The following is a 13,131-nucleotide window of genomic DNA, read 5'->3' as shown; positions in this document are numbered from 1 at the left end:
GTACGTCGACAGCGCACCCTGCCCGCGGTGGCCTCGATGCGTCGCCCGCTGTCGTGAGCGGGGCGTTCCTCGCCGGCCTGGTGGCCGGCTACGGCGTGGCCATCCCGGTCGGCGCGATCGCGGTCCTCATCCTGGGGCTCAGTGCCCGTACCTCGTTCCGGGTCGGTGCGGCCGCGGCGCTCGCGGTGGCGACGGCCGACGGGCTGTACGCGGCTGTCGCCGCGCTCGGCGGCGCGGGCCTGGCCGGGATCGTCGCACCGGCGGCCGGCCCGCTGCGGGTGGTCGCCGCCGTGGTCCTGCTGGGTCTCGCCACACACGGCCTCTGGCGCACGTGGGCCACCCACCACGCCCGGCACGAGCCGCCGCCGTCGGTCGGTCGGGGGCTGAACACTCCCGGGCGGGCCTACGCGGCGGTGCTCGGGCTGACCCTGCTGAACCCGACGACGGTGCTCTACTTCGCCGCGCTGGTGCTCGGCCGCCGGGACACCGCCGACGCGAACGGCCCGGCCGCCACGCTCTTCGTGGCCGGTGTGTTCCTGGCGTCGGCGAGCTGGCAACTGCTCATCGCCGGCGGCGGCACGATTGTCGGCCGGGCGCTGACCGGACCGCGTGGCCGGCTGGTCACCGGCCTGGTCTCCAGCGCGCTCATCGCCGCCGTCGCGGTGGCGGCGTTGCTGCCGGGCTGAGCCGCCGTCGCGGTGGCGGCGTTGCTGCCGGGCTGAGCCGCGCTCGCGGTGGCGGCGTTGCTGCCGGGCTGAGCCGCGCTGGCGGTGGCGGCGTTGCTGCCGGGCTGAGCCGCGCTGGCGGTGGCGGGCTGCTGCCGGGTTGAGCCGTCCGCCCGGCGGCCCGATCGGAGCGGCCGTGGCGTACGGTCGGGGCCGTGACCAGTCGACCCGCAGCCGGGGGCGGCCGGTGGGTCGAGGTCGACCCGGCCCGCGTCGGCCGCTGGGTCGAGGGCTTCGCCGACCGGCACGGCCCGCCCACCACCACCACACGGAAGTACGGCCTGCTGCTCACCGCCCCCGACGGGAGCACCGCCGAGCTGTACGCCCCACCTGGCGCTCCGGTGGGCGCCGACGTGGACGCGTTCGTGGCCGCCGCCGGCACGCCACACCGGATCGGCCTGCTGCTGGCCCGCAAGGGAGCGGTGGCGATCGGTGTGGCGCAGGGCCCCGACCTGGTGGTCTCCAAGGTGGACACCCGGTACGTGCAGGGGCGCACCGCCGCCGGGGGATGGTCGCAGCACCGGTTCGCCCGTCGCCGCGACAACCAGGCCAAGGCGGCGCTGGGCGATGCGGCGGACCTGGCCGTACGCCTGCTGTTGCCGGAGGCGGCGCGGCTGGCGGCGGTCGTCTGCGGTGGCGACCGGCGTGCCGTGGACACGGTGCTGGCCGACCGGCGGTTGGCCCCGCTCGTGCCGCTGCGCGCCGAGCGGCTGCTCGACGTGCCGGAGCCGCGGCACGCGGTCCTGGTCGCGGCGGTGGGCGCGGCCCGTGCGGTACGGATCCGGCTGCGCGACCCGGCGCCCGACCCTGCCGAGTGACGACGGCTTCGTGCTGTCGGCGGACGGGCAGGTCGTGCCCACCGCCGCTTGATCGGCACGGCGGCCCGACCCTCGCCGCCGGCGACGAACGGCGGGCCGTGGAGGAGATGACCGCCACGCAGATCGGGGTTCCCGGCGTGCTCCCGGGTGGCCCGTCGGAGGATGGGCCTGTGGAGTTTCTGGTGGACATGGTGACGACGGTGCCCGACGGCATCTCCGAGGACGAGGTCGCCGACATGCGGACACGCGAGGCGGCGCGTTCGGCCGAGCTGGTGGCGCACGGCAGCCTCCTGCGGCTGTGGCGGCCGCCGCTTGCGCCGGGGGAGTGGCGTACGTGGGGGCTGTTCCATGCCGACGACGCGGACGAGTTGGAGGCGGTGCTCGCGTCGATGCCGCTGCGCGCCTGGCGGCGCGAGACCGTCACCCCGTTGACGCCGCACCCGAACGACCCGGGTCAGCCGCCCCGGCAACCGAGGGCTTGACCATGGTCAGCAGCGAGGCGGAGATCCTGCGGAGCGTCCTCGACCGGTGGAGGACCGCCGTCGACGCGCACGAGCCGGATGACGTGGCGTCCTGCTTCACCGATGACGCGATCTTCCAGGGGCTGCACCCGTACAGCGTCGGCCGGGACGGCGTGGCCGCGTACTACGAGGCGCAGCCGCTCGGCATGACCGCCACGTACGACATCCGGGAGACCCGACGCCTCGCCGACGACGTGGTCCTGGGCTATCTGGAGGTGGAGTTCGGTTTCACCGACCGCCCGGCCCTGACGGTCCACCTCGGCGTGGTCGTCCGCCGGATCGGTGACGACTGGCTCATCGGGCACTACCAGGTCTCTCGGCTGGGCTGAGGCGCGAACATGGTCGTGGCAGGCCCCGAAGGACCTGCCACGACGTACGGCGATTTGTCAGAGCTGGTCGGTGCCGAAGGTGTCGCAGTTCTTCGGGTCGCCACCGGTGTAGCCCTGGGTGAACCAGCGCTTGCGCTGCTCGGACGTGCCGTGGGTGAACTGGTCCGGGTTGACCCGCCCGCCGGAGCGTTCCTGGATGCTGTCGTCACCGATCGCCTCGGCGGTGTCGACGGCCTGGCTGATGTCGGCCTCGGTGATGCTCTTGAAAAGCGGCTGCTGGCCGGTCTTGTCCTTGCTCTCGGTGGCGTGCTTGGCCCAGGCGCCCGCGTAGCAGTCGGCCTGCAACTCCAACCGCACGGAGGCGGAGCGGGGGCCGCTCTGGTCGCCCTGGCCGGCCTTGGCGTTGGTGCCGAGCAGGTCCTGGACGTGGTGGCCGTACTCGTGCGCGAGCACGTACGGCTGGGCGAACTCGCCCTTCGCCCCGAACCGGGTGGCCAGCTCGTCGTAGAAGCTCAGGTCGATGTACACCAACTTGTCGGCGGGGCAGTAGAACGGGCCGACGCCCGAGTCGGCCTGACCGCAGCCGGTGTTCACTGCCTGCTGGAAGAAGTTCGTGGTGGTGGGCTCGTACTTTCCGTTGCCCAGCTCCGGGTACTCCTTCTGCCAGTACCCCTGGATGCTGTTGACGTAGAGCAGGTTGCGGCAGCGCGCGTCCTGGAGACGGTCCGGATTGGCGGTGCCGCACGCCTGGTCTATGTCGCCGCCGCCGGCCTGGCCGCCGTCGTCGCCGTTGGTCATGGCGTTCAGGCCGAAGCCGCCGCCGAGCAGGGCGATGAGCACGGCCACCACGATGCCGATGATCCCGCCCCGACCGCCGCCGCCCGGGATGGGGATGCCCATGCCGCCGCCCCCACCGCCGGATCCACGCCCCAGGTCGTTGGCCTGGGAGGTGTCGAGCTCGGCCCGCTCGTTGAGTTCCATGGTGACCCCGATCGCCGTATGCCGGTGAATGTCGTATGTATGTCGTTGTGTCGCTTCAGTGCCGGACGGGGTCCGGACAGGCGTTCCGGTACCCGATGATCTTGATTGGTAATCCGGGCGGGCCGCCGGGGAGCGCCCGGTACACTTGTCTCCGTGCCACGCTGCGAAGGCTGAACCGCCCCGCGCCGACGGGCCCACCGCCCGCCGGCGCTTTCGCGTGCCCTGAGTCAGCCTTCCAGACCCCGAGAGCGAGTCCCACGAGATGATCACTGCCACCGGCCTGGAGCTGCGTGCCGGCTCCCGGATCCTGCTGTCCGACACCACCCTGCGCGTGCAGCCCGGTGACCGGATCGGCCTGGTCGGCCGCAACGGCGCCGGCAAGACGACCACCCTGAAGGTGCTCGCCGGCGAGGGGCAGCCGTACGGCGGGCAGATCGACCAGCGCAGCGCCATCGGCTACCTCCCGCAGGACCCGCGCACGGGCGACCTGGAGGTGACAGGCCGCGACCGGGTGCTCTCCGCCCGTGGCCTGGACGTGCTGATGGCCCAGATGAAGGAGATCGAGGCCCAGCTCGTCGAGGACTCCAGCGACAAGCTGGTCCGCCGCTACGGCGCGCTGGAGGACCAGTTCGCCGCCCTCGGCGGGTACGCGGCCGAGGCCGAAGCCGCCCGTATCTGCGCCAACCTGGGGCTCCCGGACCGCGCCCTCGCCCAGACCATCGGCACCCTCTCCGGCGGTCAGCGCCGGCGCATCGAGCTGGCGCGGATCCTGTTCCGCGACGCCGGTGAGAACGGCGGCGGCATCCTGCTGCTCGACGAGCCGACGAACCACCTCGACGCCGACTCGATCACCTGGCTGCGCGGCTTCCTCGCCAACCACAAGGGCGGCCTCATCGTGATCTCCCACGACGGCGCGCTGCTGGAGTCGGTGGTCAACAAGGTCTGGTTCCTCGACGCCACCCGGTCCGTGATCGACGTCTACAACCTGGGCTGGAAGGCATACCTGGAGGCCCGCGAGACCGACGAGCGCCGCCGCCGCCGTGAGCGGGCCAACGCGGAGAAGAAGGCCGGCGCGCTGATGGCGCAGGCCGACAAGATGCGGGCCAAGGCCACCAAGACCGTCGCCGCGCAGAACATGGCCCGCCGTGCCGAGAAGCTGATCTCCGGCCTGGAGGAGGTACGCGTCGCCGACCGGGTCGCCAAGGTCCGCTTCCCCAGCCCCGCCCCGTGCGGCAAGACGCCGCTCACCGCGACCGGCCTGTCCAAGTCGTACGGCTCGTTGGAGATCTTCACCGACGTCAACGTCGCGGTGGACAGGGGTTCCCGGGTGGCCATCCTCGGGCTCAACGGCGCCGGCAAGACGACGCTGCTGCGGATGCTCGGCGGGCTGCTCAACCCGGACACCGGCGAGGTGCACGCGGGGCACGGGCTGCGCCTGGGCTACTACGCCCAGGAGCACGAGACGCTGGACGTGGAGCGGACGGTGCTGGAGAACATGCGGGCCGCCGCCGTCGAGCAGTCCGACACCGACCTGCGCAAGATCCTCGGCGCGTTCCTGTTCTCCGGCGACGACGTGAACAAGCCGGCCGGGGTGCTCTCCGGCGGCGAGAAGACCCGGCTGGCGCTGTCCACACTGGTCTGCTCCGGCGCCAATGTGCTGCTTCTCGACGAGCCGACGAACAACCTCGACCCGGTCAGCCGGGAGCAGGTGCTCGACGCGATCGCCAACTACCCGGGTGCCATCGTGCTCGTCACGCACGACCCGGGCGCGGTCCTCGCGCTCAAGCCCGACCGCGCGATCCTGCTGCCCGACGGCGACGAGGACGCCTGGAGCGACGACCTCCTCGAACTGGTCGAGCTGGCCTGACCGACCCGGCTGGGTCGGGCTCGGGTCGTCGGGCTCGGGCCGGTCTCAGCCAAGCAGGTCCACCAGCCGGCCGAGCACGCCGGAGCTGACCAGGATCATCACCCCGATGGCGACGAAGATCGTCGGGACCAGCCAGTGTCCGGCACGCTCCACCAGCCGGACCACCCTGCGGTGACCACCCAGCCAGGCCGCGGCGGCGCACCACAGGCCGACGAGCACCACGAAGACCAGCAGGAAGACCGCGCTGTCGCCGGGGCCGAGGGCCCGGAACACGGGTACGTAGACGGCCACGTTGTCGGCGCCGTTGGCGATGGTCACCCCGGCCACGCCGAGCGTGGACGCCACCACGCTCGGCGCCTCGTCGTCGTCGCGTCGCACCAGGGCGCGGACGCCCAGCGCGATCGGCAGCAGGCCGAGCAGCCCGGTCCACGGGTCCGGCACGACCAGCAGCCCTGCGGCGACCACCGCGCTGGCCAGCGCGAGCGCGCCGATGCCGAGGTACTGGCCGGCGACGATCTGCCAGGTGCGGGGCCGGCCGGTGGTGCGAGCCGCCACGAAGAACAGCGTGAGGATGACGATGTCGTCGATGTCGGTGGCGGCGAAGACCACTGCCGCTCCCGCCGCGGTGCCGAGCAGGTCGATCACGCCCGGGAGCGTACGGCGAGAGGAGTCGCCGCTCGGCGGTGGCCCACCCGGACGACGCGCCGGGACCGATCGCGAGGATCACTCTATCGGGAAGCTGACATTGCATAGCGTGTCGGTTGGCGAAGAGTTGATATCTGGCGCATGATCGTCCGAGGCGGTCTAATAGGTGGGACCGTATCCGAACCGCACAGTCTGGGACGTGAGGACACAGTATGGCAGCCACTGGCACAGCCACCAGCACTGAGAAGGGTCGCCGGATCGTCGGAGCCGAGCGTCAGACGCTCGCCAAGGACCTGGTAAAGCGGTACACCTCGGGAGAGAGCATCCGCGCGCTGGCGGCCTCTACCGGCCGCTCCTACGGGTTCATCCACCGAGTGCTCACCGAGTCCGGGGTTCAGCTGCGTCAGCGCGGCGGTGCCCGGCGCCGCAAGAAGGCGTGACCCGCCCCTCAGCGTCGTCCACCAGCGCCGCGCCCCGGGCCGCCCGGTGACCGCCGAGGCGACCGGGGTTCGGCTGACCTGCGACGGGCCGGTTGCCACGGTGACGTTGTGCCGGCCCGACGTGCTCAACGCCCAGACGCCTGCCATGTGGCGCGCGATGAGCGACTTCTCCCGCGACCTGCCCGGCGACGTCCGGGTGGTGGTGGTGCGGGGCGAGGGGCGTGCGTTCTCCGCCGGCCTCGACCTCGCGGTGGCCGGCGCCTCCGGCCCGGGGTCGTTCGCCGAGCTGGCCACACTGCCCGAGCAGGAGTGCGCCGACCAGATCGCCGCGTTCCAGGCCGGCTTCACCTGGTTGCACCGTCCGGACGTCATCTCCGTGGCCGCCGTGCAGGGGCACGCGATCGGCGCCGGTTTCCAACTCGCTCTGGCCTGTGACCTGCGTGTCCTGGCCGCCGACGCGAAGTTGTCGATGGCCGAGGTGACCCTCGGGCTGGTGCCCGACCTGGCCGGCACGAAGCGCCTCGTCGAGCTGGTCGGCTATTCCCGCGCGCTGGAGATCTGCGCGACCGGCCGCCGGCTGGACGCCGCCGAGGCGGACCGGATCGGGCTGGCCACCCTCGTCGTACCGCCGGGCGAGCTGGACGACGCGGTCCGTGACCTCACCGCGGGCCTGCTGGCCGGGCCACGCGACGCGGTGGTGGAGATCAAGGCCCTGCTCGCCGGCGCGGCCGGCCGGTCGCACGCCGATCAGCAGCGCGCCGAACGGGAGGCGCAGACCCGCCGCCTGCGGGACCTGGCCGGCCGGGGAGAATAGTAGTAAGGACCGTACGGGAAGATCCGGGTTACGACCGAGGTTGTCAGAGTCGTCGGGAGAATTGACCCTGACGGAGGTGTCCCACCCGACGACCCGGAGGTGAGCGGTGTCCAACCCGATGTCCGGCGGTGGCATGGCCGGGTGGAGCATGCTCCGGTCGATGCGCAACCGCGACGAGGTGTCCACCCACCGGCTCAAGCACGGGGTGGCCCGCCGCATCGTGGCGTTCGCCCAGCCCTATCGGCGCGACATCATCGTCTTCCTGGCCACCGTGGTTCTGGCCGCCATCATCGGCGTGGCCACGCCGGTGCTCGCCGGCGACGTCATCAACGCCATCAACCGTGGTGGCAGCGAGGCCGGCCGGCTCGTGGTCCGGCTGGCCCTGTTCATCGCCGGGCTGGCGGTCGCCGACGCGCTGCTGTCCCTGGCCCAGCGGTGGTATTCGGCCCGCATCGGCGAGGGCATCATCCTCAACCTGCGCACCCGGGTCTACGACCACGTGCAGCGGATGCCGTTGCAGTTCTTCACCCGCACCCAGACCGGCGCGCTGGTCAGCAGGCTCAACAACGACGTGCTCGGCGCCCAGCGGGCGTTCACCTCCACGCTGTCCGGTGTGGTCAGCAACGTCATCCAGCTGGTCCTCACCGCCGCGGTGATGTTCACCCTCTCCTGGCAGATCACCGCGCTCTCGCTGGTGCTGCTGCCGATCTTCATCATTCCGGCCCGACGGGTCGGTCGGCGATTGGCCGACATCACCCGCGAGGCGTACAACCTCGACGCCAAGATGAGCGCGACCATGACCGAGCGGTTCGGGGTGGCCGGCGCGCTGCTGGTGAAGCTGTTCGGGCAGCCCGAGATCGAGGCCCGCCGGTTCGCCGACCGGGCCGAGCGGGTGCGTGACATCGGCATCCAGTCGGCCATGTACTCGCGGACCTTCTTCGTGGCGATGCTGCTCGTCGCCTCGCTGGCCCAGGCGCTCACCTACGGCCTGGGCGGTTGGCTCGCGGTCACCGGCGGCGTCAGCGCGGGCACCGTCGTGACCCTCGCGCTGCTGCTCACCCGGCTGTACGGGCCGCTCACCGCGCTCTCCAACGTCCGGGTGGACGTGATGAGCGCGCTGGTCTCCTTCGACCGCGTCTTCGAGGTGCTCGACCTCGAACCCGGCATCGTGGAGAAGCCCGACGCGGTGCCGGTGCCCCGCAGCGCCGGCCGGGTCGACTTCCGCGACGTGCGCTTTCGCTACCCGAGCGCCGCCGAGATCTCCCTCGCGTCGCTGGAGGAGGTCGCCACGCTCGACCGCACCGTCAACGAGCCGGTGCTCAAGGGCGTCTCGTTCAGCGTCGAGCCGGGGCAGATGGTCGCCCTGGTCGGCCCGTCCGGCGCCGGCAAGTCGACGCTGTCCATGCTCATCTCCCGGATCTACGACGTCACGGACGGGCAGGTGCTTGTCGGCGGCGTGGACGTGCGCGACGCGACCCTCGCCTCCCTGCGCGACGAGATCGGCGTCGTCACCCAGGATTCACACCTGTTCCACGAGACGATCGCCGAGAATCTGCGCTACGCCAAGCCGGACGCCACCGACGACGAGATCTGGGCGGCGCTCGCCGGAGCCCAGGTGGCCGACCTCGTCCGGGCGCTGCCCGACGGTCTGGACACCACCGTGGGGGAGCGCGGCTACCGCTTCTCCGGCGGCGAGAAGCAGCGCATCGCCATCGCCCGACTGCTGCTCAAGGCCCCGTCGATCGTGATCCTCGACGAGGCGACCGCACACCTGGATTCGGAGAGCGAGGCAGCGGTGCAGCGGGCGCTGTCGGTGGCGCTGGCCGGTCGTACCGCCCTGGTGATCGCGCACCGGCTCTCCACCGTCCGCGACGCCGACCAGATCCTCGTGCTCGACGGCGGGCGGATCGTCGAGCGTGGCCGCCACGACGAGCTGGTCGCGGTCGGCGGGCTCTACGCCGAGCTGTACCGCACGCAGTTCGCGGTCGTGGACTCGCCGAAGCCCTACGTGGACGCGACAGGCCCCGAGCCGGTGGTCATGCCCCTGGGCACGTACGTCGCCGACGAGGCCATGCCACCCGCCGCCGCCAACTGACCCACGGCGGTTGATCGACTCGGGTTCCTGAGATTCGGGGTGTTCTGGTCGCACCGACAACCCGACTTTCGTGAAAGCGAGTCGATCAACGGCTGGGTGGGTCGGGTCTGCGGCGGTCCGGAAGGCCCGTCGCCTCGCGCAGCTCGGCGAACGCCGCGCCGAGCGTGACAGGCGTGAAGTGCGCGTTCAGGCCGCTCGGGTTGGGCAGCACCCACAGCCGTGCCCCGGCCAACGACTCCGGCTGCGGCCCGAAGGTGGCCTTGGGCCGCTGAAAACCGATGCGGTACGCGGTCACTCCCACCACCGCCACCCAGCGCGGCCGGTACCGGGTGACCTTGTCGGTCAGGATCGCCGCGCCGTCGAGGAGTTCCGCGGCGGTCAGCTCGTCGGCGCGGGCGCTAGCCCGGGCGGCCATGTTGGTGATGCCGAGGCCCAGGGCGGGCAGCTGGTCCTGTTCGCTGGGGTGCAGCAGCCGAGGGGTGAACCCGCCGGTGTGCAGCGCCGGCCAGAACCGGTTGCCGGGGCGGGCGAAGTGCCAGCCCGTGGCGGCCGACCAGAGGCCCGGGTTGATGCCGACGAACAGCACCGCCATCCCCGGCGCGAGCACGTCGGGGATGGTCCGGTCCGCGGCCGCCGCCAGCTCCGCGCGGGTCGGCCGGGCCGAGCCGGGCTCGACGGCGGGGGAAAGGCCGGTGTGCCGCGCGTCGATCGACTCGGGTTCCCGCAAGTCGGGGCGTCCCGGTCGCGTCGACTGCCCGACTTCCGGAAAGCCGAGTCGATCAACGACCGGGGGATCGGGCTCGGGCGGCGTGACCGTACGGGCAGCTCGCGGCCGGTCGGGCGTCACAGCCCGCGCAGCGCGCCGCCGTCGACAGGCACGGTGAGCCCGGTCAGGTAGCTGGCGGCAGGGGAGAGCACGAAGGCGGCCACCCGGCCGAACTCGGCCGGGTCGGCGATGCGCCGCAGCGGGATGCTCGCCTCCGCCTCGGCGCGGGCCCGCTCGGGGTCACCGGTGGCGGCGAACAGCTCCCGGTTTCGGTCGGTCATGATCCGGCCGGGCAGGAGGCCGACCACGCGTACGCCGCGAGGGCCGTATTCGTCGGAGATGTCCTTGGCGACGCCGACCAGGCCGGGCCGCAGGCCGTTGGAGATGCCGAGGCCGGGCACCGGGCCACGGGCGGAGGTGGAGAGCACCAGCCCGATCGCGCCCCCGTCGGGCAGCGCGGCGGCGACCGTGCGTGCCGCGCGGACGGTGCCCAGGAAGACGGTCTCGAAGGAGTGCCGCCACTGTTCGTCGGTGATCGACGCGGCGTTGCCGGCGGGTGGGCCGCCGACGGAGATGAGCGCGCCGTCAATCCGGCCGAAGTGCTGCCGGGCCGCCGCGACGAGCCGATCCGGGGTCTGCGGGTCGGTCAGGTCGGCGGTGACGCCCACCGCCCGGTCCGGGCCACCGAGCCCTTCCGCTGCGGCGGCGACCGCGTCGGCGTCGCGGGCCGAGAGCACGACCCGCGCGCCGTCGGCGACCAGGCACCGCGCCGTCGCGTAACCGAGGCCGCGGGAGGCGCCGGTGAGCACGTACACCCGGTCGGTCAGTCCGAGATCCATGCCGCCGATCATGCCGCATAGGGCTGAGGCCCGTGTCGAAGCCCCTGCACTCCGCCTCGGCCCGACCGAGGCCCTAGCGCGCGTCGACCTGGGCGGGCGGACGCGCGGCGGGGCGCACCAGGCGTACCCGACCGGCGATCTGCACCGCGACGGCGCCGCCGGCGCGGGCCACGGCCGGCAGCCGGCGCGGACGTGGCGCCGCCCGCCCGTCGTAGCGCAGGACCGCCTCTCGGACGGCCAGCTCCTCGGCGCCCGCCGGCGGCAGGGCCTCGCGTTCGCGCAGCGTGCGGGCGAGGTCCCAGCCGTCGCGCAGCGAACCGGCGGTGGGGCGGTCGGCGGCCCAGTCGGCGAAGGTCGCCGGCCACGCCGCGCCGAGGCCGGCGGCGAGCAGCGGCCAGTGCCGAGCCACCTCGCCTGCCCGCTTGCGGAGCAGCGCCGCCCGGGCGGCCGCGAGCGGCCCGGCCGCGAACCCGGCGGGCGACGGGCCTCCGGCGACAAGCGCCGCGACCAGCTCGGCCTGCCGCTCGGCGAGCGTGCCCGTCACGTCACGGCCGGGAAGCCCCCGGCGGCAGCGAGGGCGTCCAGTTCGGCGCGCAGCTCGGCGGCCGGGGGATAGCCGCCGTCGCGTTCCAGCAGCAAGGCCGGTGGCCGCTGCCGGGCGCAGAGCGCGCCGACCAGCTCCAGCACCTGCGGCGGTACGGGATCGGTGTGCGTGTCGTGGTAGAACCCGCCGTGCTCGGCCCCGCCGGCGACGTGCACGTAGCCGATCCGGTCCAGTGGCAGCCGGTCGAGCAGCGCGAGCGGGTCGGTGCCCCGGTTGCGGGCGTTGGCGTGCACGTTGGCGATGTCCAGCAGCAGCAGCGCGCCGGTGCGGTCGAGGATCTCGGTGAGGAAGTCCGCCTCGTCCAGCTCGTCGTCGGGCCAGTCGAACAGGGCCGCGATCGGTTCCAGCGCGATCGGCACGGGCAGCTCGGCCTGCGCTCGGGCCACGTTGGCGCAGACCGCGTCGACCGCCTCCCGGCTGCGCGGCAGCGGCAACAGGTGCCCGGCCTCCAGCCCGCCGGCCCGGACGAAGGCGATGTGCTCGCTGACCAGCGGGGCGTCGACCCGCTGCGCCACCGCGGCCAGGTGGGCGACGCGGGTCGGGTCGACCGGCTCGGCGCCACCGAGAGAGAGCCGCACCCCGTGCGGTACGACTGTCACGCCGCGCTCCCGCAGCTGCGCCAACCCCGGCGGGAGCGGTCCGGTCGAGGGCACCGACTCGGCCACCACCTCGACGAAGCGCAACCCGGGCAGCTCGGCCACGAAACCGGCGATCTCGGGACGCCAACCGATGCCGACGCCGGAAGGGCCGGTCATCCGCCGCACCCACCACCGCCGCCGCACCCGCCGCCACCGCCGCAGGAACTGCCGCCGCCGCAGGAGCTGCCGCCGCCACACGAGCTGCCCGACGTTCCGCTGCCGGAGCCCGAGGACCAGCCACCGCCGGCGATGGCCTGGCGCTGGATCTCGGCCTGCTCGGCGAAGCCCGGGTCGATCGCCCAGAGCGACGCGGTGCCGAACAGGGCGACGCCCATCGCCGCGCCGGCCGCGCCGTAGGTGGCGTACGCGGGGGACGAGTCGGGGGTGAGGTGGGTGTGCCGTTTGCGCAGATCGCGCAGCGCGGCGCGACCGGCCCGGGTGGTTCGCGGTATCCGCCAGAGCAGCAGCGTCGCCACCAGCACCCCGACCAGGGTGAGCGCCAGGTAGCCCACGGGCCGGCCGTTGGCCAGGCCGGCGATCAGCCGCACCACACCGAGCGCCAGCAGGGCGGTGAGGAGCAGCGCCCACCGTCGCGCGGTGGCCCGTCGCGTGGGGCTCACGAGCAGCCCACGCTCTTCGAGACCGGTGCGGAGCTGGTGGAGCGCGGTGACGACCCGCTCGTTCTGGCTCAGGTCCCGAACGCGGGAGTGCTGGTGGGCGGCCCAGTGGATGGCCGCGTCCAACGGGGTGAGCCCCGTCGGCGTCGGTCCGACCGTGGTCAGCCGGCGGTCCGGTCGTACGCCGATCGCGCCGCTGCCGCGCAGCCCGCCGAGCGCGGCGTGCACGGCGAGTCCGGCACCACCGTTGAGGTACGCGACCTGTTGCGGGCCGAGCGGGTCGACGCTGGCGTGCCCGCCTGACGTGGCGGGGCGGACCCGGTGCAGCACCGCGAACGCGACCACCACGGCGGCCGCCACGAGGTAGAACCGGAGGAAGGTCGGGCCCGGGACACCCCAGGTGTCGCCCGACGCGGCGTGGACGATCATCGG

15 protein-coding genes are annotated in these 13,131 nt (G+C 73.3%); 8 read left to right on the top strand and 7 right to left on the bottom strand.

The features are described from left to right. Nucleotides 1-53: 53 nt before the first annotated feature. From AB0K10_RS31630 to AB0K10_RS31615, 4 genes are all read left to right on the top strand, one after another. Complete coding sequence (locus tag AB0K10_RS31630) at nucleotides 54-686, top strand: LysE family transporter (RefSeq protein WP_363689635.1); 633 nt, start codon at nucleotides 54-56, stop codon at nucleotides 684-686. 194 nt (nucleotides 687-880) lie between these two features. Next, complete coding sequence (locus AB0K10_RS31625; protein WP_363689633.1) at nucleotides 881-1,543, top strand: acVLRF1 family peptidyl-tRNA hydrolase; 663 nt, start codon at nucleotides 881-883, stop codon at nucleotides 1,541-1,543. 107 nt (nucleotides 1,544-1,650) lie between these two features. Next, entirely contained in the window at nucleotides 1,651-2,025 is a 375-nt protein-coding gene (locus AB0K10_RS31620) for a muconolactone Delta-isomerase family protein (RefSeq protein ID WP_363689631.1), read from the top strand. 2 nt (nucleotides 2,026-2,027) lie between these two features. Beyond that, a complete protein-coding gene (locus AB0K10_RS31615) occupies nucleotides 2,028-2,393 on the top strand; it encodes an SgcJ/EcaC family oxidoreductase (RefSeq protein ID WP_363689629.1) in 366 nt (121 codons plus the stop codon). A 57-nt stretch (nucleotides 2,394-2,450) separates the two neighbouring features. Here AB0K10_RS31615 and AB0K10_RS31610 read toward each other — a convergent pair whose 3' ends face one another. Continuing rightward, nucleotides 2,451-3,374 carry a neutral zinc metallopeptidase gene (locus tag AB0K10_RS31610; protein ID WP_363689627.1) on the bottom strand — a complete coding sequence of 308 codons (924 nt, stop codon included), beginning with the start codon at nucleotides 3,372-3,374 and terminating at the stop codon, nucleotides 2,451-2,453. Between the two features lie 262 nt (nucleotides 3,375-3,636). Here AB0K10_RS31610 and AB0K10_RS31605 point away from each other — a divergent pair, with 262 nt between their 5' ends. Continuing rightward, nucleotides 3,637-5,241, top strand: a complete 1,605-nt coding sequence (locus tag AB0K10_RS31605; RefSeq protein ID WP_363689626.1) for an ABC-F family ATP-binding cassette domain-containing protein — start codon at nucleotides 3,637-3,639, stop codon at nucleotides 5,239-5,241. 45 nt (nucleotides 5,242-5,286) lie between these two features. Here the strand turns inward: AB0K10_RS31605 and AB0K10_RS31600 are convergent, their stop codons facing one another. Beyond that, entirely contained in the window at nucleotides 5,287-5,886 is a 600-nt protein-coding gene (locus AB0K10_RS31600; protein ID WP_363689624.1) for a cadmium resistance transporter, read from the bottom strand. Between the two features lie 212 nt (nucleotides 5,887-6,098). On the opposite strand from AB0K10_RS31600, the gene AB0K10_RS31595 reads away from it, so the two are divergent. The 3 genes from AB0K10_RS31595 (at nucleotide 6,099) to AB0K10_RS31585 (ending at nucleotide 9,235) form a co-directional block, all read left to right on the top strand. Beyond that, nucleotides 6,099-6,326 (top strand): helix-turn-helix domain-containing protein, encoded by a 228-nt coding sequence (locus AB0K10_RS31595; protein ID WP_007462679.1) that lies wholly within the window; start codon nucleotides 6,099-6,101, stop codon nucleotides 6,324-6,326. 46 nt (nucleotides 6,327-6,372) lie between these two features. After that, nucleotides 6,373-7,140, top strand: coding sequence for an enoyl-CoA hydratase/isomerase family protein (locus AB0K10_RS31590; protein WP_363689622.1), 768 nt, complete (start codon nucleotides 6,373-6,375; stop codon nucleotides 7,138-7,140). 118 nt (nucleotides 7,141-7,258) lie between these two features. Then, complete coding sequence (locus AB0K10_RS31585) at nucleotides 7,259-9,235, top strand: ABC transporter ATP-binding protein (protein WP_363689680.1); 1,977 nt, start codon at nucleotides 7,259-7,261, stop codon at nucleotides 9,233-9,235. Nucleotides 9,236-9,320: 85 nt separating this feature from the next. Here AB0K10_RS31585 and mug read toward each other — a convergent pair whose 3' ends face one another. From mug to AB0K10_RS31560, 5 genes are all read right to left on the bottom strand, one after another. Next, entirely contained in the window at nucleotides 9,321-9,944 is a 624-nt protein-coding gene (mug, locus tag AB0K10_RS31580; protein WP_363689678.1) for a G/U mismatch-specific DNA glycosylase, read from the bottom strand. 134 nt (nucleotides 9,945-10,078) lie between these two features. Further along, entirely contained in the window at nucleotides 10,079-10,840 is a 762-nt protein-coding gene (locus tag AB0K10_RS31575) for an SDR family oxidoreductase (RefSeq protein WP_363689620.1), read from the bottom strand. Nucleotides 10,841-10,913: 73 nt separating this feature from the next. Continuing rightward, the gene (locus AB0K10_RS31570) at nucleotides 10,914-11,384 is read right to left on the bottom strand and encodes a hypothetical protein (RefSeq protein WP_363689618.1); all 471 of its coding nucleotides are present in this window, start codon (nucleotides 11,382-11,384) and stop codon (nucleotides 10,914-10,916) included. After that, nucleotides 11,381-12,199 carry a DUF692 domain-containing protein gene (locus AB0K10_RS31565; RefSeq protein ID WP_363689616.1) on the bottom strand — a complete coding sequence of 273 codons (819 nt, stop codon included), beginning with the start codon at nucleotides 12,197-12,199 and terminating at the stop codon, nucleotides 11,381-11,383. The genes AB0K10_RS31570 and AB0K10_RS31565 overlap by 4 nt, the downstream gene beginning before the upstream one ends. Then, nucleotides 12,196-13,128 (bottom strand): TIGR04222 domain-containing membrane protein, encoded by a 933-nt coding sequence (locus tag AB0K10_RS31560; RefSeq protein WP_363689614.1) that lies wholly within the window; start codon nucleotides 13,126-13,128, stop codon nucleotides 12,196-12,198. The genes AB0K10_RS31565 and AB0K10_RS31560 overlap by 4 nt, the downstream gene beginning before the upstream one ends. Nucleotides 13,129-13,131: the final 3 nt, after the last annotated feature.

This window comes from Micromonospora sp. NPDC049274 (assembly GCF_040678875.1).
In the GTDB taxonomy this organism is placed as follows: domain Bacteria; phylum Actinomycetota; class Actinomycetes; order Mycobacteriales; family Micromonosporaceae; genus Micromonospora.
The sequence above is the reverse complement of the archived record's forward strand: the minus strand, read 5'-3'. Positions and strand labels throughout refer to the sequence as shown.